The organism is Maribacter algarum (ex Zhang et al. 2020) (genome assembly GCF_005885635.1).
Lineage (GTDB): Bacteria > Bacteroidota > Bacteroidia > Flavobacteriales > Flavobacteriaceae > Maribacter_C > Maribacter_C algarum.
Window position 1 is genome coordinate 565,659 of sequence record NZ_VATY01000002.1, and the last position, 26,747, is coordinate 592,405.

Below are 26,747 nucleotides of genomic sequence, written 5' to 3' on the forward strand. Positions count from 1 at the left end.
TTAACCCAATACTTTAATGCCAGGATTTGAACTTTTCGGAGAACAAGAGAAAAAGCAAGTACAAGACGTACTAGATACAGGGGTCTTGATGCGCTATGGATTTGATGGAATGCGTAATGGCCAATGGAAAGCTCTTGAACTTGAAAAAGCCCTTGAGGAAAGAATGGAGGTGAAACATGCGCAATTAGTTAGCAGCGGAACTTCTGCTCTTACCGTAGCCTTGGCAAGTGCTGGAATAGGAGCTGGCGACGAAGTAATTATGCCTACATTCACTTTCGTGGCTTCTTTTGAGTCAATTTTGGCGATTGGTGCGGTTCCCGTATTGGTTGATGTTGATGATACCTTGACTTTGAATCCAGAAGCTGTAGAGAAGGCGATTACAAAAAAGACTAAGGTTGTCATGCCCGTCCACATGTGTGGGTCAATGGCCGATTTAAGGGTTTTAAAATTCATTTGTGATAAACATGACCTGATATTATTGGAAGATGCCTGTCAGGCTATCGGAGGTACATTTGAGGGGAAACCTTTAGGAAGTTATGGTGACCTAGGATGTTTTTCATTTGATTATGTAAAAACGATTACCTGTGGAGAAGGTGGTGCGGTAATTACAAACAATGAGAAGTACAAAACAAATGCGGACCACTATTCTGATCACGGACATAACCATGTTGGGAAGGATAGGGGAGCAGAAACACATCCTTTTCTGGGGTATAACTACCGTATTTCTGAATTGAATGCTGCTGTAGGTTTAGCTCAAATTAAGCGGTTAAACGAATTCCTATCTATCCAAAAAAAGAATTATAAAGTTCTAAGGGAGGCATTAGCAACTATTCCTGAAGTTACCTTTCGCAAAGTTCCTGAAGGCGGAGAGGAGAGTTATGCTTTCTTGAATTTTTTCCTGCCGGACGAAAATTCAGCTAAAAGAGCACACCAAGCTTTAGGGAATGGAGGAGTTGACGCTTGTTTTTACTGGTATGACAATAATTGGCACTACTATCGAAAATGGGAACATTTGACGAATTTAAAATCCCTTGCAAAACTACCACAAGAAGTTTACAATCAGCTTCTAGACTACTCAAAATCCGATTTTTCCAAATCAGACCACTGGGTGGGGCGCACAATTTCCTGTTTGATAAAATTAGGATGGAGTGAAACTGAAGTAGCGGAAAGAGCTCAGAAAATGACCGATATCCTTCGGGAAATATTGAAGTAGCTTTTTTAAAAGCTATAAGTAATGAGTTCAGAGTTACACTAAATCTGAAACATCGGGCACCGCACATCAAACATCCAACCTTCTAATACTTCACATAATCAACTATCTCTAATCCGTAACCAACAATTCCGACTCTTTTGGTTTGTTGACGATTTGTTAGCAATCGCATTTTAGAGATGTTAAGGTCATGTAGAATCTGGGCTCCGATACCAAAATCACGGGTGTCCATATCTATTTTAGGTGCTTTATGAATGCCTTGTTTTTGAAGTTCTTTTAATTCCGCCAAACGGGATAAAAGATTTAAGGATTCTGAATCTTGATTGATGAAAACAATTGCACCTTTGCCTTCGTCATTTATGGCCTTAAACATATCCTCAAGTTTCTTATCAGGATTATTAGTCAATGTACCCAAAACATCATTGTTGACCAAAGTTGAGTTAATTCTCGTTAATACCTTTTCATCTTTATTCCAGTCTCCCTTAGTAAGGGCGATATGTATGTGATTGTTTGTGGTTTGTTTGTAGGCACGTAATCGAAAGTCTCCAAAACGAGTGTTGATATCAAAGTCTTCTTTTTTCTCAATAAGACTATCATGCTCCATTCGGTACGCAACCAAATCTTCAATGGAAACAATCTTCAAATCGAATTTTTTTGCAACTTCCATTAGTTCTCGAAGTCGAGCCATGCTGCCATCTTCGTTCATAATTTCCACTATGATTCCGGCAGGTTTCAATCCGGCTAAACGTGCAAAATCGATTGCTGCCTCCGTATGACCAGTTCTTCTCAAAACCCCACCTTCTTTTGCCACTAAAGGAAAAATGTGACCTGGTCTTGCTAAATCATGAGGTTTTGTGTCATCATCAGTAAGCGCAAAAACTGTCTTTGCCCGATCAGAGGCAGAGATACCTGTTGTAACACCATTTCCTCTTAAATCTACAGAAACGGTAAAAGCGGTTTCGAGTGGATCTGTATTATGATTCACCATCATATGGAGTCCTAATTCTTTGCAACGGCCTTCAGTTAAAGGGGCACATATAAGCCCTCGACCATGTTTCGCCATGAAGTTAACAGTTTCAGGAGTAGCCAATTCCGCGGCAGCTAAGAAGTCACCTTCATTTTCTCGATTTTCATCGTCAACTACAATGATGACCTTGCCGGTCCGAATATCGGCTATGGCTTCTTCAATTGTATTTAACTGTATGTTCCTCTCCATGCTTGTTATCATGATGTCGTTCTTTTATCTTTCTTCTTTGGTAGCAATCCTTTAAAAAAGTCGATAACCCTACCAAAACTCATTAGGCCTTTATCTGCGGTTGCCCGTTTCGTTAAAATCACACCCAAAGGTAGCATAACCAGAGTAGATAACCATGCGCCGAGCATAGGATGTATATTCCCTTTTTTGGAATAGTTTTCTGCAAATACGCCTAAGAAATAGTAAATAAGGAATAGAATAATAGCTATAACCATTGGTAGGCCCAAGCCACCTTTTCGAATTATTGCGCCTAAAGGAGCACCTACAAAAAATAAAATAATGCATGAGAAAGCCAGGGCAAATTTCTTGTGTAAAGAAAGAATATGTCGCCGATGAAATTCATAGCGTTTATTCATTTCTTTCTTTTTGCCCCGCACTGAGGTCAGTACATTTGTGGTAGAGTTCTTAGCTGAATTCATTACTTGAACTTGTTGCCACTCTGGATAGATGTTTACAATACTATCCTTAAAAATATCGAAATCTAAATGAGTAGTACCATTTTTAAATTGACGCTTTTTATTTAGAGTAGTGTCCTGCTCAGGAAGTGGAATAAACGCTCCCATGCGCTCTGAGGTGATTTTTGAAAATGAAGTAACCCGTCTTATATTGTCCTCTTGAATAGAGTCGATATCCTTGGTCAAACGAGAGATATTCTTCATTTTCTCCGTTCGCAGGTCTTTTTCTTCTTCTAAATCGACATTATTGAATTCTGAAAGGTCGATATTCATAGTGTAGTCCTCAAAATCAGCTTGTGCAAAAGGATATTTTCTTTTTTCACTTTTAGTACCCTCGACGTTTTCATATAATTGGCCGTCATTTAAGACCAACTGTATGATATTGGAATTCTCACTACTTTTCAACTCACCAGTTTTGGCCTTGATTACCCTATAATTGATGTTCGTTTTTGTCTTTTGATGAATAATGACATTTTCCAGAAAATTGTCATTTTCACCGTACTTTCGGTCCACCTTGATATTCATATCGGCAGATTCAAAATCGCTGAATACACCTTCTGCAATAGCAATTGCTGGTTTTAATTTGGCAATATTCCGTCTTAGGTAAAATATTTTTTGTTCAGAAGCTGGTATGACATTATTGGCGAAGTAAAAAGTGACTCCACCTAAGCCTACCATAAATATGATGATGCCGAGCATGGCTCGTTGTAATGAAATTCCTGAGGCCTTCATAGCTGCGAACTCATAGTGTTCCGCAAAATTTCCAAACGTGAGTATAGAGGATAGTAGTACGGTGAGCGGAAGTACCTTCTCAGTTAGTTCTGGCATCTTATAGAAAAAGAACTTTCCGATAATGATCATATCAAGACCCTTGCCAGCCAAATCATCAATAAACAACCATATCGATTGAAAAATGAAGATGAACATCATTATGACAAATGAACTGATAAGATTGAATAAAAATCGAGATAAAATATATCTGTCGAGAATCCTCAAGGTAAATGCCTTAGTTTTTTATGATGTAGTAGCCGTCGCTTTTGTACTTGCTTTCATCAAAAGTAAATAAGGTTTTTGATAAAGGTTGATTTGTTTTAAAAGAATTAACAGTAATCGTAGTTGTAGTGCTGTTTTTACCGGTATAGATAAGTTTGTAAATATGCTTGGTTTCGGCATCAACACCCATTAAAATACTTTTGATTTCAGCGTTGGTATCAATAGGAACTAATTTCACATATTGAATCTTTCGACCTTGCACGTTTTGAAGAATATCCCAAGCATAAGTATGCCCCTCTTTATAAAAAGTCAGCATTTTGGAAGGAGTCAGGGCATTTTCATCCTCTGTTTTATCCTCTATAGTTACTTCTTCATTTTCAGGAACAATGGTGTATACCTTATTACCGTCGTATAGTTGTTGAGTGCCTAAATAGTTGAAAAGATATTTATCGCTTTGTAAGGTAACATCCCCTCGAGTTTCGGAGTTTATATCAGCTTCCGCATTGTGCAATACGTAGTTAAAGTCTACAAAAATATTCTCGTAGCCTTGTACTTTATTGTACACAGCATCAAGCAGGGCTTTTGCTTTATCTGAATCTTGAGCAATTGTAAAGTTTGACGCAAAAAATACTACGAATACTAAAACTAACTTCTTCATTCTATTAAATTTCATTATTAAGTAAATGTTCCAAGGCGACTAAATCTGCTACTAAAACCTGTCTAGCTTTGCTACCTTCAAATGGACCCACGATTCCGGCAGCTTCTAGTTGGTCGACTATTCTACCAGCTCGGTTGTATCCTAATTTTAATTTCCTTTGGATTAACGATGCCGAGCCTTGCTGTGCGATTACAATGACTTCAGCTGCCTCCCTAAACTTAGCATCCCTCTCCGATATATTATTATCAATACTTGTGCCAGAGTCTTCGCCAACATACTCGGGTAATTGATGTGCTTCAGGATAGGCTCTTTGTGAGCCAATATATTCTGTGATTTTTTCTACTTCAGGCGTATCCACAAAAGCACATTGAATACGTGTTACGTCATTCCCTTGGGTATATAGCATATCACCGCGACCGATTAGTTGATCAGCTCCAGATGCATCTAAAATGGTTCTTGAATCAATCTTCGAGGTAACACGAAAAGCTATACGTGCTGGGAAGTTCGCCTTAATAATACCAGTAATCACATTTACAGAAGGACGCTGAGTCGCAATTATTAGATGGATACCAATAGCTCTAGCCAACTGTGCCAAACGAGCTACCGGAGTCTCCACTTCTTTACCTGCGGTCATAATTAAATCGGCAAACTCATCAATTACCAAAACGATATAGGGCAAAAACATATGTCCGTCATTAGGATTCAGTTTTCTTGCCTTAAACTTATCGTTGTATTCCTTAATGTTACGAACCATGGCTGTTTTCAATAGTTCATAACGATTATCCATTTCGATGCAGAGCGAATTCAAAGTGTGAATGACTTTCGTGTTATCCGTAATAATGGCATCTTCAGAATCCGGAAGTTTCGCTAAGAAGTGCCGTTCAATCTTGTTAAAAAGTGTGAGTTCTACTTTCTTTGGGTCTACCAAGACAAATTTCACCTCGGCCGGATGCTTCTTATAAAGCAAAGAGGTTAGCACGGCATTAAGTCCTACGGATTTACCTTGTCCCGTAGCGCCAGCCATCAAAAGGTGCGGCATTTTTGCTAAATCAACCACAAAGGTTTCATTACTAATAGTTTTACCAAAAGCAATAGGCAATTGCATTTCTGCCTTCTGGAATTTTGTAGAAGCAATTACAGATCGCATGGATACTATGGTCGCATTTTTATTCGGAACTTCAATACCAATGGTTCCTTTCCCTGGAATTGGTGCGATGATACGTATTCCTAAAGCTGCAAGAGATAAGGCAATATCATCTTCTAGATTTTTAATCTTAGAAATACGAACACCCGCCTCAGGAACGATTTCATATAAAGTTACAGTTGGACCAATCGTTGCTTTAATCTGTGCAATACCAATCTTGTAATTTTTGAGCGTATTTACAATTTTGGTTTTGTTTTCCTCCAGTTCTTCTTGGTTGATTGTTATTCCACCTGTAACACCATGCTGGTCTAATAACTCTATAGTTGGAAATTTATAGTTACCCAATTCAAGGGTTGGGTCAAATAGTCCGAAGTCATCTACTAATTTGTCAGCTATATTCTTTTTTTCTTCTTTCTCTTCAACGATTTTTTCCACTTCCATTGCCAGGTCCTCACTTTCCTCTTCACCGGGAATGGTCACTTCAAAATCATCCACTTTTTCTTCGACTAGCGGAGGAATATCTTCTTTATGGGTATAGGTGTCAATTATTACCGGAGTTTCATCCTCAGGCTCCAGGGAAAGGGTCATTGGTGCCTCACTTTCTTCCGTTTTCGGACTTCGTTTGAAATCGGTTTTTAAAGAACTCGATTTGTTTTTGAACCATCTTCCTATATCTTCAGGAGAGAATTGGAACAATCTAACTAGAATGATAACCAACCCAAATAAAAGTAAAAGAAGTACACCAATCATTCCAACGTAATCCTGTAAGAAATCATTCATTTCATAACCTACGAGTCCACCCAACAAGGGTTGTTTGCTTCCTGCGAAGCCCAGTGCGATTGAGCTCCATATCATAAAAACGAGTCCCCAAATCCACTTTTTTAGCATTCCTTTTTGGTCCATGCCTAAAAACATATAAAGACCCTTTAGGCAAAGTAGGAATGGAAGGATTAGAGAGGTCAAACCAAAACCTTTGTACATAAAAAAGTGGCTTACTTGCGCCCCAAATTTTTTCAAAAGGTTTTTAGCTTCTTCGTTTCTTTCGCCAAATTCCGTAAGGAGACTTTGGTCATCTTTCCAATTAAAATAGAAGGAAATAAAGGCAAGTGTAAGGAAGATACTGGCAACTATTAAAAGACTGCCCAATATAATCTTATTTTGTTTGGATAATTTATAAGACCTTGGTTTTTTAGTAGGTTTCGCTTTGACAGCTTTCGCCCTAGTCTTTTTTGCCTTCTTTGCCATTCACTAGTAGATTCTGCGGGTAAAAATACGAATTTCGTACGGAAGAAGAACCGCCAAAAGTTTCAAAAGATTTTTGGTAAATAAATGATACATCCAATTATCGTGGCTGCGATCGAAACTATCATTACTGCACCTGCGGATACGTCTTTTATGAAACCAATTTTTTTATCAAATTCGGGTTGAACAAAATCAGAGACTTTTTCTATAGCAGTGTTTAAGCCTTCAGTACCCATAATAACTGCAATAGTCAAGATTTGAATGCACCATTCCGTTGCAGAGATTTCAAAAAAGAAACCAGCAGCAGTCATAACAATAGCAATAAATACCTGAACTTTTATACTGGCTTCGGTCCGAACCAAAAGAAGGGCTCCACGTAATGCGAAGCCCACACTTTTTATTCTATTTACTAGAAAAGACTCTTTTTTAGGCATTTGCTAAAGCTTCTAAAGCTGCAGTATAGTTAGGTTCGTCTACGATTTCACCAACTTGTTCGGTGTATACCACATCACCCTCTTCATTCAGAACAACTACCGCTCTAGAATGCAAAGGGGTTAAAGGACCATCAGAGAAAGCTACCTGATATGCTTCACCAAAATTACCATCTCTAAAATCAGAAAGCATTTCAACGTTTTCTATTCCTTCCGCACCACAAAACCGAGCCTGAGCAAAAGGAAGGTCTTTTGACACACAAAGAACAACTGTATTTTCAAATGCTGCGGCATCTTTATTGAATTGACGAACAGATTGCGCACAAGTACCCGTGTCAATACTTGGAAATATATTGAGAACGACTTTCTTTCCTTTATAGTCGGAAAGGGAAGTCAATGATAAATCACCTTTTGTTAGGTTGAAGCTCGGAGCGGCACTTCCAATTGATGGTAAAGAGCCTATTGAGTTTATTGCATTTCCGTGTAATGTAAGTGAAGCCATAACGTGGTTTTTAAATTTTGCGTGAAATTAAAAAACATCAAGCGTTTTTAACAATGAAAGGCAACCTAATTTTTTAAATTCACAAATACTTAACGATTATGCTTTTACTGATGAAGTCGTCATCATTCGTATTTTTATTTTGAATGCAGCAAACAATAGGGTCATAAATGGACTGAGCCAATTGAAAATAGCATAGATAAAGTATTCTCCAACACCAACGCCTAATACCCCAGATTGATAAGCCCCGCAGGTATTCCAAGGAATCAATACCGAGGTTACCGTACCTGAATCTTCTAAGGTTCTACTTAAATTTTCAGGAGCTAGGCCTTTGTCTTCATATGCTTTTTTAAACATTTTCCCAGGAATTACAAGTGCTAAATACTGGTCACTGGCGATAACATTTAGACCTAAACAGCTAACTACAGTACTTGCAAAAAGCCCAAATACGGTTGTTGCAACTGAGAGCAAGGCCTTTGTAATCCTAGATAAGGCACCAATGCCATCCATGACACCACCAAAAACCATGGCACAAATAATTAGAAAGATAGTCCATAGCATACCCTTCATTCCCCCGGAGCTGAAAAGTTCATTTAAACTTGCGTTTTCTGTTACTACTTGTGTATCGGTAAAAATGGCTTTCATCAATGACATTGTCTCTGACTCAGATAGCTCTAGTAATATTTCTGATTGAAAAATCATAGCAAAGACTCCGGCGATACCAACTCCTGCACCCAATGCGATTAATGGTTTTGTTTTAAATAGGATCAAAACCACTACCATTATAGGGACGATAAACAAATACGGCGTAATATTAAAGCTGTTTTCTATGGTTCGAAGTAAATCATCAACATTGGTGGTGCCGGTAGCATCAATATTTAGACTCAATATTGAAAAAACGACTAGGGTGATTACGATAGACGGTACTGTGGTAAAGGCCATATACCTAATATGGGTAAATAAGTCCGTTCCTGCCATGGCGGGAGCAAGGTTTGTAGTGTCGCTTAAGGGAGACATTTTATCACCAAAATAAGCACCAGATATTACCGCACCGGCAATCATTCCTGCAGGTATTCCCAATGCAGTACCAATTCCAACTAAAGCAATACCAACGGTTGCTGAAGTAGTCCAGGAGCTTCCAGTAGCAATTGATATTAAAGCAGCAATTATAACGGAAGCGGGTAGAAAAATGCTAGGGCTCAATGCCTGTAATCCGTAATATACCATTGCCGGAATAATTCCACTCACGAGCCAAGTTCCTGCAAGCGCACCGACCAAGAACAAAATCATTATCGGAAGGAAAACACTTCTAAGATTCTCCCAGATTTCTGTGAGCATTGTTTTGATACTAACTTTATTGAAGAAACCCACTACTGCAGCAATTACCCCACCAATTAAAAGTATAATTTGATTCGAATAATCACCAAGCGCAGCACCATCCGCGAAGAAGATGTTATATGCTAACATCAACATTAACAGAACAACGGGAATCAAAGCTTCCCAAATATTCAATTCTTTATTTTGAACGATGTTTTCATCTTCGCGATGTTCAAAATATTCTTCGTTATCCATATATAGTCAGTTTGTCTATCCGTAATATTACGATTTTGGATACGCCTATGCAAGCTGTTTTTGATATCTAAACAGGAATCTGAATTTGAGGTTTAATATTTAGTTGTGCCATACAGTTCTTCATTTTGTTATAGGTTCGCTCAATATCGTTATCTAATCCGATGGAAAAACGAATGAGCCCGTTGGAAAGTCCCATTTCTAGTTGTTCTTCCTCAGGAATTTCGGAAGAAGTAGAAGTGCCAGGTGCACTAAATAAGGTTTTGTAGAAGCCTAGACTAACCGCAAGGTATCCTAGTTTTTCGGTCTGCATAAGTTCCATAAAAGCATTTGCATTTTCCAAAGAACCCACATCTAATGTCATCAAGCCGCCAAAGCCATAGTTGGCATTCATTTGCTTTTTCATGATGTTATGACCACTATGTGATGCTAATCCCGGATAGACAACGCGGAATCCGTCTGCTTCAAATTGCTGGGCTAGAAACAAGGCATTTTCACTATGCTTTTGTATACGAATATGTAGTGTTCGCATATTCTTTAAAATAGATGCTGCTCTAAGACTGTCCAAAGTGCTTCCTAATAACATTCCGGCTCCGTTATTTACATCCTTTAGGCTTAAGCAAAATTCCGTAGTTCCACAGACAGCACCAGCAACACAGTCACTTGATCCATTTATAAACTTTGTCAGACTATGAATTATAATTTCTGCCCCGAGTTGCGCTGCCGGAATAGAAAGTGGAGAAAATGTATTATCCACAACCAGGGGAAGATTATATTTTTTAGCAAGTGCCGCCAGTGCCTTGATATCTGCAACTTCAAGTAAAGGATTACTAACCGCCTCACAATAAATCATTTTAGTTTGTGAAGTAATGGCCGATTCAACAGCTACAATATCTGTAATGTCCACAAATGAAGTGTCGATGGCGAATTTCTTTAGAAAGTTCTTCAGAAACGCATACGTACCTCCGTATATCGTTCGACTACTTACAATATGTTCTCCAGAATCGCAGATTTGCATGATTACAGAACTAATGGCACCCATTCCACTCGCGTATACATTGGCGGTTTCTGTACCTTCTAGAGCAGCCAAAGCCTCACCCAAATACAAATTGGAAGGAGAGGAGTGGCGCGAATATAGATAACAACCTTCGGTATTCCCTTCAAAGGTGTCAAACATCGTTTTTGCATTGAGAAAGGTATAGGTAGAAGAATCGGATACTGAAGGATTCACTCCTCCAAACTCTCCGAAATATTGTAAATCTTGTAATTGATTAGCAGAAGTATTGCTCATGATTGAAATGATTTAGAACAATAAAATTAGATTGATGTAGTTTTAAAAACAATTTATTTTTGAATATTTAGAATATAAATCTATTATATTCAATAAATATAGAATTATTATAATTAAATTGCTTAAAACACACAGTGGAATAGAAAATAGTACAGTATGAAACTTGATGGAATTGATAAGAAGCTTCTTTCTTTATTACAATCGGATTGTAAAAGGACCACTGCGGCATACGCTAAGCAATTACATCTTTCTACTACTGCGGTTTACGAGCGTATCAAACGTTTGGAAAAGAACGGAGTGGTAGCAAGTTATGTGGCCTTGATAGATAAGAAAAAAGTAGATAAGGCCTTTACTGTTTTGTGTCACATTAAATTGATACAACATATCAAGACGAATGTCCTGAAATTTGAGCAAGAGGTATTGCAATTAGATGAAGTGGTAGAGTGTTATCATATTAGCGGCGATTACGATTATATATTGAAAATTCACGTTCGCGATATGCAAGCCTATCGTGATTTTATGGTCACAAAACTTACAGCAATTAGCAATATTGGAAGCACCCAAAGTTCGTTTGCTATAAATGAAGTGAAGCATACCACTGCTGTGCCTATTTAAAACCAGAAAATAGTGCTAATTTTGTAATTCAATTTTAAGATAACAGATTTATGAGTTCATACGATGTAGCCGTTATCGGCTCAGGTCCCGGAGGATATGTAGCGGCAATCCGTTGTGCCCAATTGGGAATGAAAACTGCAATAATAGAAAAATATAGCACCTTAGGCGGAACCTGCCTTAATGTAGGCTGTATCCCTTCCAAAGCCTTATTAGATTCTTCGCATCATTATGAAGATGCGGTAAAGCATTTTGAGGAGCATGGTATTGAGATTCCCGGAGAGGTAAAAGTGAACTTGGAAAAGATGATTGCTCGTAAACAAGGTGTTGTAGATATGACCACCAAAGGGATTCAATTCTTGATGGACAAAAATAAGATAGATGTTTTCGAGGGATTGGGAAGCTTTAAAGATGCAACCCACATTTCTATCAAAAAAGGGAAAGGGAAAGCGGAAACCATTGAAGCAAAGAATGTGATTATCGCGACAGGCTCGAAGCCCTCTACCTTACCTTTTATCAAACTGGATAAGGAAAGAATTATTACATCTACGGAAGCTTTAGAGCTCAAGGAAATTCCTAAACATATGATTATCATTGGAGGCGGTGTTATTGGATTAGAACTCGGTCAAGTATATAAAAGATTAGGTGCTGAGGTAACGGTTGTAGAATATATGGACCGTATTATACCTACTATGGATTCCGGGCTTTCCAAAGAGTTGATGCGCGCAATGAAAAAGCAGAAAGTAAAATTTGCACTTTCTCATGGTGTGAAATCAGTAGAGCGAAAAGGAAAGAAAGTTATTGTCAAGGCTGACAATAAAAAAGGGGAAGAAGTAATTTTTGAAGGCGATTATTGCCTAGTTGCTGTGGGAAGAAGTGCTTATACAGAGGGCTTGAACCTAGAAGCCGCAGGAGTTCAAATAGAAGAAAGAGGTAGAGTGGCTGTAAATGCTCATTTACAGACTAATGTACCAAATATTTACGCTATAGGTGATGTTGTCAAGGGTGCGATGCTAGCACACAAAGCAGAAGAAGAAGGCACTTTGGTTGCAGAAATTATGGCAGGTCAAAAACCACATATCGATTACAATTTGATTCCTGGTGTTGTCTATACTTGGCCAGAAGTTGCCGCAGTAGGGAAAACCGAAGAGGAATTAAAGGAAGCTGGTGTTGATTACAAAGTGGGTCAATTCCCGATGCGAGCCTTAGGGCGTGCAAGAGCCAGTATGGATATCGATGGATTTGTAAAAATTCTTGCCGATAAGAAAACCGACGAGGTTTTAGGTGTTCACATGATAGGTGCCCGTTGTGCCGATTTGATTACCGAAGCGGTCACTGCGATGGAGTTTAGGGCTTCTGCGGAAGATATCGCTCGTATGAGCCACGCACACCCAACCTATGCAGAAGCTGTGAAGGAAGCTGCGCTTGCAGCTACCGATGACAGGGCTCTGCATATTTAGGGAAAAATTTTAGAAATGAAGCCTTTTAAGATAAGTATTGGATGGTTTTTTCTAGTGCTGGTTTTTTCATGCTCAACGGATGCAGAAAATTTAGTTCCTATCGAGATGGAGCCTGAAATTATTGAACCCGTAAAAAGTCTCACTGCAAAACAACTTGAATTCATTGATGAGTACCATTATGTTACGTTTAACCTGGCTCCCGATTCCTATGGGGCAACGGTAAACGAAAAATGGGGTACGGATGTGAAGCTTTTTCTTGATGGGGATGTTCCCAGGGAATACAGTACTCAGGTAGAGACCGCACTAAATAAATTTAATGACCTTTTGAGTGACGGAATATCATTTCAATTGGTTGCTACTTTACAGGAATCAAATATACATTTGATTTTTGGTGAAAAAGAATCGATTCGAGAAGTGTGGCCTGATATGTTTGAAGCTATAGGTAACGTAAATTTCACGGGGTATGCGCTATACAGTAGAAATGGAAATTTCAACATTACGAGAGGGCGAATTTGGGTAAAAAATGTTAGTATCCCCTTGTTTAATCATGAGTTAGGTCACACGATTGGGCTTGGACACGCAAGTGGCGATTTTTGTGAACGCGACTTTTCTAGAAATCAAAGTTTTATGTGTTCTTTTCTAAAGCCCGATTTCTCAGTTTTTGACAAGGCTATTATTAAAACGTTATATAGTCCAGAAGTTGAAGTGGGTTTAACGTTTTCTCAGCTGAAACCGATACTAGAAGAATTGTTATTGACCGATGTGATTCTTGTTGAATGATATATAAAAGGGCTATCAACAATGATAGCCCTTTTTAATTAGTTTTTATGCGACCCATCGCAATATGGAGGATTGCTTGTTTTTTTACAAGTACACAAATACACTTCTTTTGCTTCTTCAACTTCAAAGGTCAATGGAGGAGTAGCTTTCGCAGCTCTGTGCGAACCATCACAAAAAGGTTGATTTTCGCTATGGCTACATGTACACCAGTTGTATTTTTTGTCTTTTTCTAAATCGCAGGCTATAGGGGAGTATTTTGTATCGCTCATGTATATTGATTTTAGTCTATGAACGCTAAAAATAGTAGAAACTTGCGGCAATGCACAAAAGGCGGACTAATTTTTAACCAGTCCAAATAACTTCATTAACAGGACTCTGGCCTTACTAAAAAGAAATTTTAAAAGTACTTCTCCATTTATTAATAGATACTTGAGCCCTTTCGAAAGGTTCGATTTGATACGAGCCTTGTTTTTTTCATAAATAAGAGCAGTAAATGAACAAACAATCATAAAAACAATAGCACTTGGAATAACCATGCTCGGAGAAAGTGAATGATGAAAGTATTGGTACAAACCTAAGCCTGTAAAGCTTCCATATAAAATGATAAAGTGGGTGATATAAATGGATAAGGTGCTTTGGCCGATTTTAAGCAATGTGCTATTTGTCAACCACTGTCTTATCAACATGAATACCGCAAAGGCGATGAATACATCCCCTAAACGAATGAATAGGTAGTTGTTGAAAAAGATATCAGCAAACATTTGAAGCCCGGTTGCTCTTGAGATGGCTAGGAAGAAGTCCGAAGAATAAAATATAAGTGCTAGTCCAACAACTGCTGAAATCGAAATTGCGATGGGATAAAGGTTTTTAAAATTTTTGTAATGGGTGAACAAAACAGAAATGAATGCCCCAAAAGAAGCATAGCCAAACCAAGGAAATATGGTAAAAACTGAACCATTGGTTTTAGTAAAATAGTTCGCTAGGGCATCGGGTAAGAAACTATAAGTCCATTTTTGATACTGTGGTTCGAACAGGAATAAGAGCATCGTAATCGCAACTAGTGCCGTCGGAAATAAGAATTTCTTCTTAGAATAAGTTAGCAAGTAAATTCCAATAATTCCTAGAATCGATAATCCGATACAATGCAGCACATCAACCAGATAGAAAGAACTATAAATTTCTCCGTTTAAGATGCCCATGAGGTTCATCCGGAGTAGATACCCAATAACTAGCAATTCTAAACCACGGCGAATTCCTTTTTTTACCCTTGGGTTTTCGAATCCTTTTTCAGGAACTCGTATAAGTAAATAGGTAAATATAAATCCGGAAACAGTAAAGAAAACGGGGGCCGTCATGCCTCTGAAATACTTCCAAGTGCTATAGACGAAATCAGAGTTATCGCGAAAAGCGTTGTCGAGGAGCCCGTCTATATAATGACCCTGCAACATCATGAGAATGGCCCATGCGCGCATCGCATCAATAAAATAGAGTCTTGTCGTTTTCTTTTCCAATGGAAAATATTCTAGTTAGGTCGAAATAACAACCCTATATACTTGTGCAACAGGATGTTTGGACGTTTCACTGTGCGAAATTAGCCAAAATACTCGCATCTCAATAGTATTTGAGGTATTTTCGTTTTACGAATCTATCAAACGTAATTATGGGCACTATATTGGCATTTGCCGGAAGCAATTCATCCACATCAGTAAACTATAAATTAGTGAAGTATACCGCTTCTTTGATTGAAGAGCATAAGGTTAGTCTTATGAACATGGCGAATTATCCATTTCCGATGTATAGTGAGGACCATGAAAAAGAAAACGGATTTTCGAATTCGCTTGTTGAAGTAATGAATGACATTAAAAGTTCTGACGGAATTATTATTTCGGTAAATGAGCACAATGGTAACGTTTCTGCCTATTTCAAGAATTTTTTAGACTGGTTATCCCGTTTAGATAAACGATTTCTCGAAGGTAAGAAAGTGCTACTAATGTCAACTTCTCCAGGAAAAAGAGGAGGCATCGGAGCTTTTGAGATTGCGAATAACATCTTGCCAAGATTTGGAGCTGCGGTAGTAATTGGATTCTCCTTACCTTCTTTTTATGATAATTTTGAAGATGGAAAAGGAATTATAGATACAGAATTGTCAAAAGTGCACGAGCAAGCTATAGCCGATTTTTTAGCTGAAATATAATCGTCTTGCGAAAACGGGATTCCTTTCAACTTACCGATAGTACTATTTTTAAGGAAGCACTTCTATGCTGGTCGCAGCAGTTTGAAGAAGTAGTGTGGTTAGATAGCAATGCCTATTCGGGGAAGTATAGTTCTTTCGACGGAGTTTTAGCAGCAGATGCTTTGACCGTAAAAGTCACCGATGTGCAAAACGCCTTTGAAGACCTGAAAGAGTACCAAAGTGAAACCAAGGACTGGATTTTCGGCTACCTCTCCTATGACCTCAAAAACGATGTAGAAAAGCTTTCGTCAAGAAGTCATGACGGATTAGAATTTGCTGATTTGTATTTCTTTCAACCCAAGAAAATAATACGTATCGAAGGTGATGTGGCCTATTTCGACTATCTTAATATGGTGGATGATGAAATTCAATCGGATTATAAGTCCATCATAGATTGTTTTCAAAACGAGGTGATTGAAGAACCAGCAAAGACCAATATTCGAATTAGAATGCGGATTTTCAAGGATGAATATTTTAGGAAAGTTCGACAAATGCTTTCACATATTCACAGAGGGGATATTTATGAAGCTAACTTTTGTCAGGAGTTCTACGCTGAAAATACACAGATTGATGTTCTAAAAACCTATCGCAAACTAAACCGTATTTCACAAGCTCCGTTTGCCACTTTCTTAAAACTTGGGGACAAGTACCTTTTATCTGCATCCCCTGAGCGCTATTTACGGAAGGAGGTCACTAAAATCATTTCGCAACCCATTAAAGGAACTGCAAAACGTTCGTTCGATATATCGGAAGACGAAAAACTGAAATCTGAGTTGAGTTCTGATGAGAAAGAACGTGCGGAAAATATCATGATTGTTGACCTCGTTCGAAACGATTTATCAAAAAGTGCTCTAAAAGGGAGTGTGACTGTGGAAGAACTCTGTAAAATTTACTCGTTTGCGCAAGTGCATCAAATGATTTCGACGATTACCGCAGAAGTCGCTACGGATAAAAATCCTGTAGAAATTATACGGGAAACATTTCCTATGGGAAGTATGACCGGCGCCCCGAAAATTTCTGCAATGCAAATTATTGAGCAATTGGAATCTTTTAAACGCGGACTATACAGCGGTGCAGTTGGTTATTTTACTCCCGAGGGGGATTTCGATTTCAATGTTGTTATCCGAAGTATTCTGTATAATGCTTCAAAACAATATGTATCGTATTCTGTGGGAGGGGCTATTACTGCAAAAGCAATTCCTGAGAAGGAATATGAAGAGTGTTTACTTAAGGCTAAGGCGATGCGAGAGGTGCTAGAACATGTTTAGCGAATTAAAACTATCTTGAACCCATGCATATGGTAGAATTTACATTTGAAGCCTTTAAAACAAAGATTTGGGGAAATTATAGGAAGGCAGAATCCCTGAAGGGAGCTGTTGTATTGGTTCATGGTTTTGGCGAGCATTCAGAACGGTATGCGAATTCTGTGATTCTCATGCTTTTGAATGCTGGAATTTCGGTAGTTACCTATGACAATGTAGGGCATGGAAAGTCAGGGGGTAAACGTGGACATTGTCCCAGCTATGAAGCTTTATTGGATATTTTAGAACAAGTGGTTGCAAAAGCACGAGAATTGCATCCCGATTTGCCTTTGTTTTTATACGGACATAGCATGGGTGGGAATTTAGTACTGAATTATGCATTGAAAAGAGATACTAATCTAGCTGGAGTTGTGGCTACCAGTCCGTATTTACGATTGGCATTCCAACCACCAAAGTGGAAGATGGTTTTGGGAAGGGTAATGCTTAGAATGAATCCTTCGATGACGCTACCTTCAGGACTTGACCCAATCGGTATCTCAAGAATTCCCCAAGAAGTGGAAAAATATAAGAATGACACTCTTATACACGACAAGGTGAGCCCCATGTTTTCCTTTCCCATAATGGATGCAGGGGAGTGGGCGATTCAAAATGCAGATCAGTTGAAAGTTGATGCATTCTTGTTGCATGGCACAGCAGACTCAATAATAGACCCTGAGGGCACAAAAGAGTTTCATCAAAACGCTGTCAAAACTACTTTAGAGTTGTTCGAAGGTGGCTATCACGAACTACACAATGACAACTGCAAAGCGGAAATGTTGCAGGCGATTTCAGACTGGCTGAAACAGCAATTAGTTTGATACCTTTGCAAAGTGCTGAACGAATTCAAAAAACACTTAGAAACTAATTTTTCGAATCTCCTGTCGCAGCCCTTCCTTTTGGCCTGTAGTGGAGGTTTGGATAGCGTGGTTTTGACGCAACTGTGTCACAGCTTAAAATTGGATTTTAGCATTGCACATTGCAATTTTCAACTGCGTGGTACGGATAGCGATGCCGATGAACAATTTGTTGTGGAGCTTGCAAAAAAGGTAAATGTTAAAAATTTTGTAAAGCATTTTAATACAAATAATTACGTTGCTCAAAATAAAGTAAATATTCAAAGTGCTGCACGTGACTTAAGGTACGCTTGGTTTACCGAGTTAATGCAAGAAAATCAAATCAGAACATTGGTTACGGCACATCATGCTGATGATAACTTGGAGACCTTTTTGATCAACCTTTCCCGTGGAACTGGGATTGATGGTTTGACGGGAATTCCAGTAAAAACAGACACCATTTCAAGACCATTACTAGCCTTTTCCAGAACACAAATTTTGAACTATGCAAAAGCTGAAAATCTGGAGTGGAGAGAAGATGTCAGTAATACCAATGTAAAGTATTTACGGAATAAGATACGACACGAAATTATTCCTATTCTAAAGGAGCTACATCCAACTTTCTTGAAGAATTTTAAGTTGACACAATCTCATTTAAAAGGAGCAAGTACGGTTATAAACAATCATGTAGAATTGCTAAAATCCAGAATCTTCGAAGTTCACAATGACGAATTTCGCATTTCAATCGAAGAATTGAATGTTTTGCATCCGCAAAGCGCTTATTTACATGCTCTCCTCAAGGACTATGGTTTTACCGCTTGGGATGACGTTGCGCGCCTTTTAGACGGGCTAAGTGGCAAGGAGGTTCGGTCGACAACCCATCGTTTGGTAAAGGATAGGGATTACCTTTTACTTGAAACAATAAAAGCTGAAGTTAGCCAAAGCTATACAATAGAAGAGGGGCAAAGTGAAATTTCAAAGCCAATTTATCTTGTCATTGAGGAGGTTGATGCCCTTAAAGAAACAGGAGAACACATACTTTATGTAGATAAAGATTCGTTAAAATATCCACTAGTCGTTAGGAAATGGGAAAAAGGCGACTACTTTTATCCCTTTGGGATGTCAGGAAAGAAAAAGCTTTCCAAATATTTTAAAGATGAGAAGGTTGATGTAATTTCCAAAGAAAAACAGTGGTTGCTTTGTTCAGGCGATGCCATTGTTTGGGTTATCGGAAGACGCGCAGACCAGCGATTCTCAGTAAATGAAAAGACAAAACAAATCGTAAAATTTACAATTCCCCAATGAAACAGTTTGTATTAGGTGTTCTTTTAGTATTTAGCGCATTATTTGTTTTTGGACAAACTGATGATGAACCTGTTCTTTGGTCGCAAGAAATAAATAAAATTTCTGACACAGAGTACGACTTGATTTTTAAAGCTAAAGTTTTTGACGGCTGGCATCTATATTCACAGCATACGGCCGAGGGAGGTGCGTTTCCTACAGAATTCAAATTTGTAGGTTTAGAAACTGATTATAAAAGTATCGGTGAAACAAACGAGAGCAAAACATATACTGATTATAGTGAAATTTTTGAGGTAGAAGAAACATTTTTTAAAGGTAAAGCCCAATTCACACAGCGAATAAAATTATTGAATTCTGATGTTAGACAAATTGATGTTAGTGTATCCTATCAAATATGTAGTGACGAAGTTTGTATTCCGGGTTTTGCAGATTTCAATTTTGTTTTAGATGGGGGAGATGCCGTAATCGAGAATCAAACCGTTGATGCTCGTAGTCTTGCCATGACCAATGCACTGAAACTGGATTTAAAGAATAAAGAACTTCTAAATAGTGCTGAAGATAGGATTGAAAAGGATTCAACTATTTGGGGCATTTTTGGTTTAGGCTTTCTGGGAGGGCTAATAGCCTTATTAACTCCTTGCATGTTTCCGATGATTCCGTTGACGGTCTCCTTTTTTACGAAGCAATCACAAAACAAATCTAAGGGTATAGCCAATGCCTTTCTTTACGGGTTCTTTATCATCTTGATTTATGTTTTATTAAGTGTTCCCTTTCATCTTTTTGATTCCATAGATTCTCAAATCCTAAACACTATATCCACCAATATGTGGCTTAACATAGGATTCTTTATCATCTTTTTATTTTTTGCATTTTCCTTTTTTGGGTACTATGAGCTTACCCTGCCAAATTCATGGGCGAATAAGATGGATGAGAACTCAACCAAAATTGGTGGTGTTATCGGTATCTTTTTTATGGCTGTGACACTTGCCATTGTTTCGTTTTCTTGTACGGGACCAATTTTAGGCTTTTTGCTTGGTGGAACTACCCTGGCGGAGGGTGATGTTGCGACCAATCTAACCGCTGGTATGATGGGATTTGGGGTAGCAATAGCCTTGCCTTTTGCCTTATTTGCCCTGTTTCCTGCTTGGTTAAACTCTTTGCCCAAGTCTGGTGGATGGATGACAACGGTTAAAGTTGTTCTTGGTTTTTTAGAATTAGCTTTGGCTTTAAAATTCCTTTCAAATGCTGATTTAGTTGGCCATTGGGGAATTCTCAAGAGAGAGATTTTCATTGGTATTTGGATAGTTCTTTTTGTTTTATTGGCCCTTTATTTATTTGGTTTATTTAGATTTCCGCATGATGGTCCGAAACAGAAGCTATCTAATGGTCGAAAAGGGGTGGGGTTTTTAAGTGCTGTTTTTTCTCTGTACCTAATTTTAGGTCTTGCAAAAGTTGTCGATTTAAAACCCTTAAGTGGCATTTTACCTCCAGAGTTTTACAGTGTTTTTGAAACAGAGAGTGATTGCCCATTAGGCCTTAACTGCTTTAAAGATTTTGATGAAGGTCTAGCTTATGCTAAATCTGTGAACAAACCAATTCTTTTAGACTTCACTGGGTGGGCATGTGCAAATTGTAGAAAAATGGAGGAGCAAGTATGGAGCGAAACAGATATATACCCAATTCTTAGGGATGAGTATGTTTTGATTTCATTATACGTTGATGACAACATCAAAAAGCTTCCTGAAGACCAACAGTTCGACTTTCAATATGCATCCGGTAGGGTAAAAACCATAGAAACAGTAGGGCAGAAGTGGGGTACTTTTCAAACCTTGAACTTCAATGCGGCTTCACAACCCTATTATGTTTTACTTTCTCCAGACCTAGAAGTGCTGAATAGTGCAGTTCAATATACAGACCGAGATGCATACAAAGCTTGGTTGAATTCAGGATTAGAAAAACACAAGGTTCTCGCCCAAGAAAAGGCCCCAATTTTTTAATAAAGCCTTGTAAAAAGCAGGGCATTCGTTCCTTTTTTATTTGATAGGATTACGCTATCTTTTCGGCTTAAATCGAGCAGCTTGAAAAAATTAAAGAAGTTTGGCCTTGTTCTTTTGGTCATCATCAGTGTCATAGTCGTAGCTGGAGTTATTTTTATGACACACATGAAACCTGATTATTCAGGAGAAAAACAACTCTCAAATCTTTCGGAAACTGTAGATGTGTATTACGATTCCTATGGAATTCCACATATTTATGGTCAAACTGAAGAAGACGCTTTTCGTGCTCTTGGCTATGTGCATGCCCAAGACCGACTTTGGCAAATGGAGCTCTTGCGCAGAATCGGCCGAGGAGGATTATCCGAAGTATTCGGAAAAGATGTACTAGGTACAGACAAATTCTTTTTATCCCTTGGTATTGATGAGGCATCCAATCAAACGGTGGTTGAGCTCGATTTAAATACCGAATCGGTGAAACTTTCGCAGGCTTACTTGGATGGAATTAACCAATTTATAGAAGATGGACCAACGCCAATTGAATTTTATCTCACAGGTATTGATAAATCACCTTTCACCTTGGTTGACATTCATAATACACTTGGTTATATGTCTTTCAGTTTCGCACAGGCCCATAAAACGGATCCTTTTCTAACGAACCTAAAGAATGCATTAGGCGCTGAATACTTAACGGATTTAGAGATAGATATTGACCCCTCTTCAACTTTAATTCAAAATCACAACCCCAAAGCTATTGATACGGTGCGAAATACCGTTATAACTTCAGTTACCAAAACGTTAGAGTCACTTCATATACCGCTTTTTGAGGGAAGTAATAGTTGGGTTATTGGTCCGGAAAAAACTAAAAGTGGGAAAGTTATTTTTGCGAACGATCCACATATTGGTTTTGCTCAGCCATCGGTGTGGTACGAGGCACATGTTAACACTCCGAACTATGAAAAATATGGATATCATTTAGCTGGAGTACCATTCCCGCTTTTAGCTCATGACCGCAAATTAGCCTACGGTATGACCATGTTTGAAAATGATGATGTTGATTTTTATTTCGAGGAAACAAACCTCAATGATAGCACACAATATAAAAATGGGGATGGATGGGCTGCCTATGAGTTTGTAAACAAAAGCATCAAAGTAAAGGATGCTGAGGCTGTTGATTTTACCTTTAAAAAGACGAAACGCGGTCCCGTTTTAAATGGAATTGCAAATCAAGTTTCTGGTGATCGGCCTATTTCGATGTGGTGGACCTACACTGATGTGAAGAATGAAGTAATTAGTTCACTTCATGAAATGTCAAGTGCTACCGATATGGCCGCTGTAGAAAAGGCCCTGCCTAAAATACATGCTCCTGGTTTAAACATTATGTATGGAGATGCTAAGGGCAATGTCGCATGGTGGGCGACCGCAAAATTATATGAAATTCCGGATAGTATCCATACGAAATTTGTTCAGGAAAGCCCGGAAGCTTTTCCAGCTGAACGGAGGTACCTTCCTTTTGCTGAAAACCCCCAGGCGAAAAATCCACCTTGGAATTATGTGTATTCTGCCAATAATCAACCCGATTCCATAAATGGTAAATTGTATCCAGGCTACTATCTTCCTGAGAATCGCGCGAAGCGCATAGTTCAACTTTTAGAACCTAAAAATGACTGGGACAGAACCACAGTTGGTGAGATGATAACCGATGTAACTTCCGCTGTGGACCCAGGTGTTCTAAGAGATTTAGCGAAAGTTTTGGATGTAAAGAATCTCACCAAAGAAGATTTCCAAATCTTAGACCGCTTAAATTCATGGAAGGGAGACCATCCCTTAGAAAGTGTTGAAGCTACCATTTTTCATCGATGGGAATATGAAGTTATACAAGCTATCTTCATGGATGAACTAAAGGTTGAGCAATTTGAAGAATTCTTATCAACGCATATGAGCAAGCGCGTGATTGCACCCCTCGTCAATAAACCGAATTCTGTTTGGTGGGATGACGTTAAAACCAAGGACAAGAAGGAAACTCAGGCAGAAATTGTGCAGGCAGCTTTTCAAGATGCTTTGGTATCCCTCAGAAAAGATTTTGGACCTAACGTGAATGATTGGACTTGGGATAAAGTGCATTCTATTGAGCATGGGCATCCAATCGGTCAAGTGGCTGCGCTGCGTTCTTTTTTCAATGTTGGCCCTTTTCCTATTCACGGATCGAGAGAGGTGATTAATAATTTAGGTTTCCGATATAATTCTGAGGGCTACTATAAAGTAGGCTCAGGTCCGTCAACAAGGCGTGTTATTGATTTTTCTGACATTGAGAATAGCATGAGCATTCTGCCAACAGGGCAATCAGGTAATCCATTTAGTAAACATTATAAAGATCAGGCTCAAATGTTCTTAAATGGTGAGTTCCGCAAGATGATGCTAAACAAAGATGAGATTATTGATAAGGCAGACTCTAAACTTAGCTTTACGCCGCAGTAATCATAAGTTGCTAGTTAGCAATATCTTAATCCACAGACCTATTTATTTTCAATTTCTAAATTAAGATTTGAAGCATTGCCGATTTCCCAGAACTCCTATTTTTCTTACACCTTAACAGATTTATTTCATATATTGAAGTAAAAAATTGATGCTCTAGCCTTTTTGTGTTCTTAACGCATGCAATAAACTTACGAAGTCAATTAAACCAACCACTAAGATGAGAAATATACTCTTTGTTTTTTTATTGTTGTTCGCCAACTTTTTACTTGCCCAAGAATCCTCTCCGAAAATTTCGCTGTCCTACACCGAATCTACAATCAAAGATGTTCTTAAAAATATTGAAGATAGTACTGATTATAAGTTCTATTATGTTGACGAATGGTTAGGTGATCAAAAAGTTTCAGGTTCTTACCAAGATGCAGATTTGACTGAAGTTCTGGAAGATCTGTTTCAAAGTACAATCCTTAATTTTTATGTTCTTGACAACGAAAAGGTTATTCTTACCCAGAACAATATCATTTATGATGAACTTCCAACCGGTTTTTTTATCAAGTCAAACCAAGAACAAATTCAAGTTACAGAAGAGCGAGATGTTGGAGGGTCTCAAAACCCTGTTTTCGTTGCAGATGAACGGCTTCCTCAACAACGAAATATCCAAACAGTGCGCATTGGAAAGGAGACTTTAGACGGTCAGAAAAGGCGATATACACTTTCTGGTTATGTCAGAAATGCTAAAACAGGAAATCCGATTCCCGATTTATCATTGATAATCAGAAATCGAAAAATTGGAACGGTAACTGATGAAAATGGATTTTACGAAATTTCTGTCCCTTTGGGTGAAAACCTTTTTGAAACCAAAGCTTTAGGAATAGAATCACAACAGAAACGAGTTCTGATTTATAATGACGGACAGTTGGATTTCAACCTAAACGAGAGTATCGAACAATTGGATGAAGTAGTGGTTGAAGCTGATAAAACCAAAAATGTAGAAGAAGAAATAACCGGTTCAACAACCATCGAATCTGAAGAGACCAAAGATATTCCGATGGTACTTGGAGAACGGAATATATTATCAGTAGCGACACAACTTCCAGGTATTACGAATGCCGGGGAAGGTGCTTCAGGTATTAATGTTCGTGGTGGTAAGACGGATCAAAACCTTTTCTTGCTGGATGAAGGTGTTGTATATAATCCGACGCACTTTTTTGGCATATTCCAAGCCTTGAATCCCTTTGCGACCAAAGGCGTCGATATTTATAAGGGTAACGTTCCTGCCGAATATGGCGGTCGACTTTCTTCGGTTTTTGATATTACTACCATAGATGGCAACACGGAGAAATTTTCCGGGGAAGCCTCTATTGGCCCGGTAACTGGGAATTTAATGTTGGAAATTCCCATTGTAAAGGACAAGTCGTCTTTAGTAGTAGGCGGCAGGGGAGCTTATTCTGATTGGATTCTGAGATCGCTGGATGAAGAGTCGCTTAGTAATAGTTCGGCATCATTTTACGATGTTGTGGCGAATTATACGCATAAAATCAATGAGAACAATCAAATAAAAGCTACCGGATACTACAGCGATGACTCCTTTAGTATTACTTCAGATTCGCTTTTCGGCTACAACAATCGCATGCTTTCCGTGAACTGGAATCATAAATTCAATGAAAAGAATAGTGGTGCATTGGCAGTTTCCAATAGCAAATATGCTTTTGATATCGGTTTTGACGGGCAGGCGAACAATGACTTTCTATTAGGCTATAGTGTAGAAGAGACCGAAGCGAAACTAAAGTTCAAATATGTTATGAATGACACCCATACATTCGATTACGGGGTGGCGGCAAAGTTGTACAATGTAAACCCCGGTTTTATACGTCCGACGGGTAGCGAATCAATAATAAGTCCGTTTGAAGTCCCTGAAGATAGGGCGCTGGAGGGCGCTATTTATCTTAGTGATAATATCACTTTGGGTGACAAAGTGGGACTAAGTGCAGGTATCAGATATTCCTATTACACGGCCTTAGGCCCCTCAACACAACGTATTTATGCGGATGGTCAACCCAGAAATCAAGCCACCTTAATAGGTAGTTCCGAGTTTGATGACAATGAAACCGTAGAAACCTATGGAGGGCCAGAGTTTCGAGTTTCAGGAAGATATTCATTTACACCTGATTTTTCAATTAAGGCAGGTTTCAATAGTATGTACCAATATATTCATACGCTTTCGAATACTACTACGGTATCGCCCATTGATACCTGGAAACTCTCCGATTCCAACATAAGACCACAACGTTCCAACCAATTCAGTTTAGGCCTATTTAAGAATTTTAAGGATGATTTATACGAGTTAAGTATAGAGGGATATTATAAAACAGCTGAAGACGTACTGGACTTTAAAACCGGAGCTCAATTATTGTTGAACGAGAATATAGAACAAGAAGTATTGCAAGGCGAAGGGCAAGCCTATGGAGTAGAATTCTTACTGCGTAAAAACTCTGGCAAACTTAATGGTTGGCTAGGATACACCTATTCCCGTTCGTTAATAAAATTTGCAAGTGACTTTGCTGAAGAAAGGATTAACGGTGGCGAATTCTTCCCTTCCAACTATGATAAACCGCATGATGTAAGTTTAGTAGCGAATTATAAGTTCACTACACGCTATAGCGCTTCTTTGAATTTTTCATATCAAACAGGGCGACCAGTTACCTATCCCATTGGGCAGTACAATTTCAATAATTCAGAATATGTATTCTACAGTAACCGAAATGAATTTCGGATTCCGGATTATTATCGGCTTGATATCGGTATAAACATTGAAGGAAACCATCGAATCAAGAAGTTTGCCCATAGTTTCTGGAATATATCTGTTTATAATGTTTTAGGAAGGGCAAATCCGTATTCGGTTTTCTTTGTTTCAGAGGGTGGAGAGGTTAAGGCATTTAAGAGTTCGATTTTCGCTATTCCAATACCTTCAATTACCTATAACTTTAAATTCTAATGCGCAACGGGCCTT

Annotated in this window: 21 protein-coding genes; 11 read left to right on the top strand and 10 right to left on the bottom strand. The window is 38.5% G+C overall.

The annotated features are described in order from the left end of the window. Positions 1-16 precede the first annotated feature (16 nt). On the top strand, positions 17-1,213 hold the full coding sequence (locus FEE95_RS11365) for a DegT/DnrJ/EryC1/StrS family aminotransferase (RefSeq protein ID WP_138658062.1): 1,197 nt from the start codon (positions 17-19) through the stop codon (positions 1,211-1,213). 82 nt (positions 1,214-1,295) lie between these two features. Here FEE95_RS11365 and ribB read toward each other — a convergent pair whose 3' ends face one another. The 8 genes from ribB to FEE95_RS11405 form a co-directional block, all read right to left on the bottom strand. After that, on the bottom strand, positions 1,296-2,438 hold the full coding sequence (ribB, locus tag FEE95_RS11370) for a 3,4-dihydroxy-2-butanone-4-phosphate synthase (protein ID WP_138658063.1): 1,143 nt from the start codon (positions 2,436-2,438) through the stop codon (positions 1,296-1,298). Continuing rightward, positions 2,435-3,916: an LptF/LptG family permease gene (locus FEE95_RS11375; RefSeq protein WP_138658064.1), complete on the bottom strand. Its 1,482-nt coding sequence runs from the start codon at positions 3,914-3,916 to the stop codon at positions 2,435-2,437. Before FEE95_RS11375 ends, ribB begins: the two co-directional genes overlap by 4 nt. A gap of 10 nt (positions 3,917-3,926) precedes the next feature. Beyond that, complete coding sequence (gene lolA1 / locus FEE95_RS11380) at positions 3,927-4,571, bottom strand: outer membrane lipoprotein periplasmic chaperone LolA1 (protein ID WP_138658065.1); 645 nt, start codon at positions 4,569-4,571, stop codon at positions 3,927-3,929. Positions 4,572-4,575: 4 nt separating this feature from the next. Beyond that, positions 4,576-6,960, bottom strand: coding sequence for an FtsK/SpoIIIE family DNA translocase (locus tag FEE95_RS11385; protein ID WP_138658066.1), 2,385 nt, complete (start codon positions 6,958-6,960; stop codon positions 4,576-4,578). A 62-nt stretch (positions 6,961-7,022) separates the two neighbouring features. Next, positions 7,023-7,391 carry a diacylglycerol kinase gene (locus tag FEE95_RS11390; protein WP_138658067.1) on the bottom strand — a complete coding sequence of 123 codons (369 nt, stop codon included), beginning with the start codon at positions 7,389-7,391 and terminating at the stop codon, positions 7,023-7,025. Then, positions 7,384-7,890, bottom strand: coding sequence for a thiol peroxidase (tpx, locus tag FEE95_RS11395; protein WP_138658068.1), 507 nt, complete (start codon positions 7,888-7,890; stop codon positions 7,384-7,386). Before tpx ends, FEE95_RS11390 begins: the two co-directional genes overlap by 8 nt. A gap of 96 nt (positions 7,891-7,986) precedes the next feature. Beyond that, positions 7,987-9,459: a Na+/H+ antiporter NhaC gene (gene nhaC, locus FEE95_RS11400; protein ID WP_138658069.1), complete on the bottom strand. Its 1,473-nt coding sequence runs from the start codon at positions 9,457-9,459 to the stop codon at positions 7,987-7,989. A gap of 67 nt (positions 9,460-9,526) precedes the next feature. Then, a complete protein-coding gene (locus FEE95_RS11405; RefSeq protein WP_138658070.1) occupies positions 9,527-10,747 on the bottom strand; it encodes an aminotransferase class I/II-fold pyridoxal phosphate-dependent enzyme in 1,221 nt (406 codons plus the stop codon). Between the two features lie 156 nt (positions 10,748-10,903). Here FEE95_RS11405 and FEE95_RS11410 point away from each other — a divergent pair, with 156 nt between their 5' ends. From FEE95_RS11410 to FEE95_RS11420, 3 genes are read left to right on the top strand one after another with little or no spacing between them, the layout of a single operon-like run. Beyond that, positions 10,904-11,362 carry an Lrp/AsnC family transcriptional regulator gene (locus FEE95_RS11410; protein ID WP_138658071.1) on the top strand — a complete coding sequence of 153 codons (459 nt, stop codon included), beginning with the start codon at positions 10,904-10,906 and terminating at the stop codon, positions 11,360-11,362. Between the two features lie 50 nt (positions 11,363-11,412). Beyond that, positions 11,413-12,819 carry a dihydrolipoyl dehydrogenase gene (gene lpdA, locus FEE95_RS11415; RefSeq protein WP_138658072.1) on the top strand — a complete coding sequence of 469 codons (1,407 nt, stop codon included), beginning with the start codon at positions 11,413-11,415 and terminating at the stop codon, positions 12,817-12,819. 15 nt (positions 12,820-12,834) lie between these two features. Continuing rightward, positions 12,835-13,599 carry a hypothetical protein gene (locus FEE95_RS11420; RefSeq protein ID WP_138658073.1) on the top strand — a complete coding sequence of 255 codons (765 nt, stop codon included), beginning with the start codon at positions 12,835-12,837 and terminating at the stop codon, positions 13,597-13,599. Between the two features lie 38 nt (positions 13,600-13,637). Here FEE95_RS11420 and FEE95_RS11425 read toward each other — a convergent pair whose 3' ends face one another. Beyond that, positions 13,638-13,868 carry a CDGSH iron-sulfur domain-containing protein gene (locus FEE95_RS11425; RefSeq protein WP_138658074.1) on the bottom strand — a complete coding sequence of 77 codons (231 nt, stop codon included), beginning with the start codon at positions 13,866-13,868 and terminating at the stop codon, positions 13,638-13,640. A 66-nt stretch (positions 13,869-13,934) separates the two neighbouring features. Then, positions 13,935-15,110, bottom strand: coding sequence for an acyltransferase family protein (locus FEE95_RS11430; RefSeq protein ID WP_138658075.1), 1,176 nt, complete (start codon positions 15,108-15,110; stop codon positions 13,935-13,937). 149 nt (positions 15,111-15,259) lie between these two features. Between FEE95_RS11430 and FEE95_RS11435 the strand changes: the two genes are divergently transcribed. The 7 genes from FEE95_RS11435 (at position 15,260) to FEE95_RS11465 (ending at position 26,732) form a co-directional block, all read left to right on the top strand. Beyond that, positions 15,260-15,793, top strand: a complete 534-nt coding sequence (locus tag FEE95_RS11435; protein ID WP_138658076.1) for an NADPH-dependent FMN reductase — start codon at positions 15,260-15,262, stop codon at positions 15,791-15,793. A 5-nt stretch (positions 15,794-15,798) separates the two neighbouring features. Beyond that, entirely contained in the window at positions 15,799-17,100 is a 1,302-nt protein-coding gene (locus FEE95_RS11440; protein WP_138658077.1) for an anthranilate synthase component I family protein, read from the top strand. Positions 17,101-17,129: 29 nt separating this feature from the next. Then, the gene (locus FEE95_RS11445; RefSeq protein WP_238474562.1) at positions 17,130-17,951 is read left to right on the top strand and encodes an alpha/beta hydrolase; all 822 of its coding nucleotides are present in this window, start codon (positions 17,130-17,132) and stop codon (positions 17,949-17,951) included. Between the two features lie 12 nt (positions 17,952-17,963). Further along, positions 17,964-19,271: a tRNA lysidine(34) synthetase TilS gene (tilS, locus tag FEE95_RS11450; RefSeq protein ID WP_138658079.1), complete on the top strand. Its 1,308-nt coding sequence runs from the start codon at positions 17,964-17,966 to the stop codon at positions 19,269-19,271. Further along, entirely contained in the window at positions 19,268-21,265 is a 1,998-nt protein-coding gene (locus tag FEE95_RS11455) for a protein-disulfide reductase DsbD family protein (protein WP_138658080.1), read from the top strand. The genes tilS and FEE95_RS11455 overlap by 4 nt, the downstream gene beginning before the upstream one ends. A gap of 81 nt (positions 21,266-21,346) precedes the next feature. Next, entirely contained in the window at positions 21,347-23,740 is a 2,394-nt protein-coding gene (locus FEE95_RS11460; protein WP_138658081.1) for a penicillin acylase family protein, read from the top strand. Between the two features lie 217 nt (positions 23,741-23,957). Next, positions 23,958-26,732 carry a TonB-dependent receptor gene (locus FEE95_RS11465; RefSeq protein WP_138658082.1) on the top strand — a complete coding sequence of 925 codons (2,775 nt, stop codon included), beginning with the start codon at positions 23,958-23,960 and terminating at the stop codon, positions 26,730-26,732. Positions 26,733-26,747 lie beyond the last annotated feature (15 nt).

Bases quoted from the DNA above. Each gene is read 5' to 3' on its own strand.
- FEE95_RS11365 (WP_138658062.1), top strand. From the start codon at position 17: ATGCCAGGATTTGAACTTTTCGGAGAACAAGAGAAAAAGCAAGTACAA.
- ribB (WP_138658063.1), bottom strand. From the start codon at position 2,438: ATGATAACAAGCATGGAGAGGAACATACAGTTAAATACAATTGAAGAA.
- FEE95_RS11435 (WP_138658076.1), top strand. From the start codon at position 15,260: ATGGGCACTATATTGGCATTTGCCGGAAGCAATTCATCCACATCAGTA.
- FEE95_RS11455 (WP_138658080.1), top strand. From the start codon at position 19,268: ATGAAACAGTTTGTATTAGGTGTTCTTTTAGTATTTAGCGCATTATTT.
- FEE95_RS11465 (WP_138658082.1), top strand. From the start codon at position 23,958: ATGAGAAATATACTCTTTGTTTTTTTATTGTTGTTCGCCAACTTTTTA.
- FEE95_RS11405 (WP_138658070.1), bottom strand. From the start codon at position 10,747: ATGAGCAATACTTCTGCTAATCAATTACAAGATTTACAATATTTCGGA.
- FEE95_RS11445 (WP_238474562.1), top strand. From the start codon at position 17,130: ATGGTAGAATTTACATTTGAAGCCTTTAAAACAAAGATTTGGGGAAAT.
- FEE95_RS11420 (WP_138658073.1), top strand. From the start codon at position 12,835: ATGAAGCCTTTTAAGATAAGTATTGGATGGTTTTTTCTAGTGCTGGTT.
- lpdA (WP_138658072.1), top strand. From the start codon at position 11,413: ATGAGTTCATACGATGTAGCCGTTATCGGCTCAGGTCCCGGAGGATAT.
- tpx (WP_138658068.1), bottom strand. From the start codon at position 7,890: ATGGCTTCACTTACATTACACGGAAATGCAATAAACTCAATAGGCTCT.
- FEE95_RS11385 (WP_138658066.1), bottom strand. From the start codon at position 6,960: ATGGCAAAGAAGGCAAAAAAGACTAGGGCGAAAGCTGTCAAAGCGAAA.
- FEE95_RS11425 (WP_138658074.1), bottom strand. From the start codon at position 13,868: ATGAGCGATACAAAATACTCCCCTATAGCCTGCGATTTAGAAAAAGAC.
- FEE95_RS11390 (WP_138658067.1), bottom strand. From the start codon at position 7,391: ATGCCTAAAAAAGAGTCTTTTCTAGTAAATAGAATAAAAAGTGTGGGC.
- nhaC (WP_138658069.1), bottom strand. From the start codon at position 9,459: ATGGATAACGAAGAATATTTTGAACATCGCGAAGATGAAAACATCGTT.
- lolA1 (WP_138658065.1), bottom strand. From the start codon at position 4,571: ATGAAGAAGTTAGTTTTAGTATTCGTAGTATTTTTTGCGTCAAACTTT.
- FEE95_RS11410 (WP_138658071.1), top strand. From the start codon at position 10,904: ATGAAACTTGATGGAATTGATAAGAAGCTTCTTTCTTTATTACAATCG.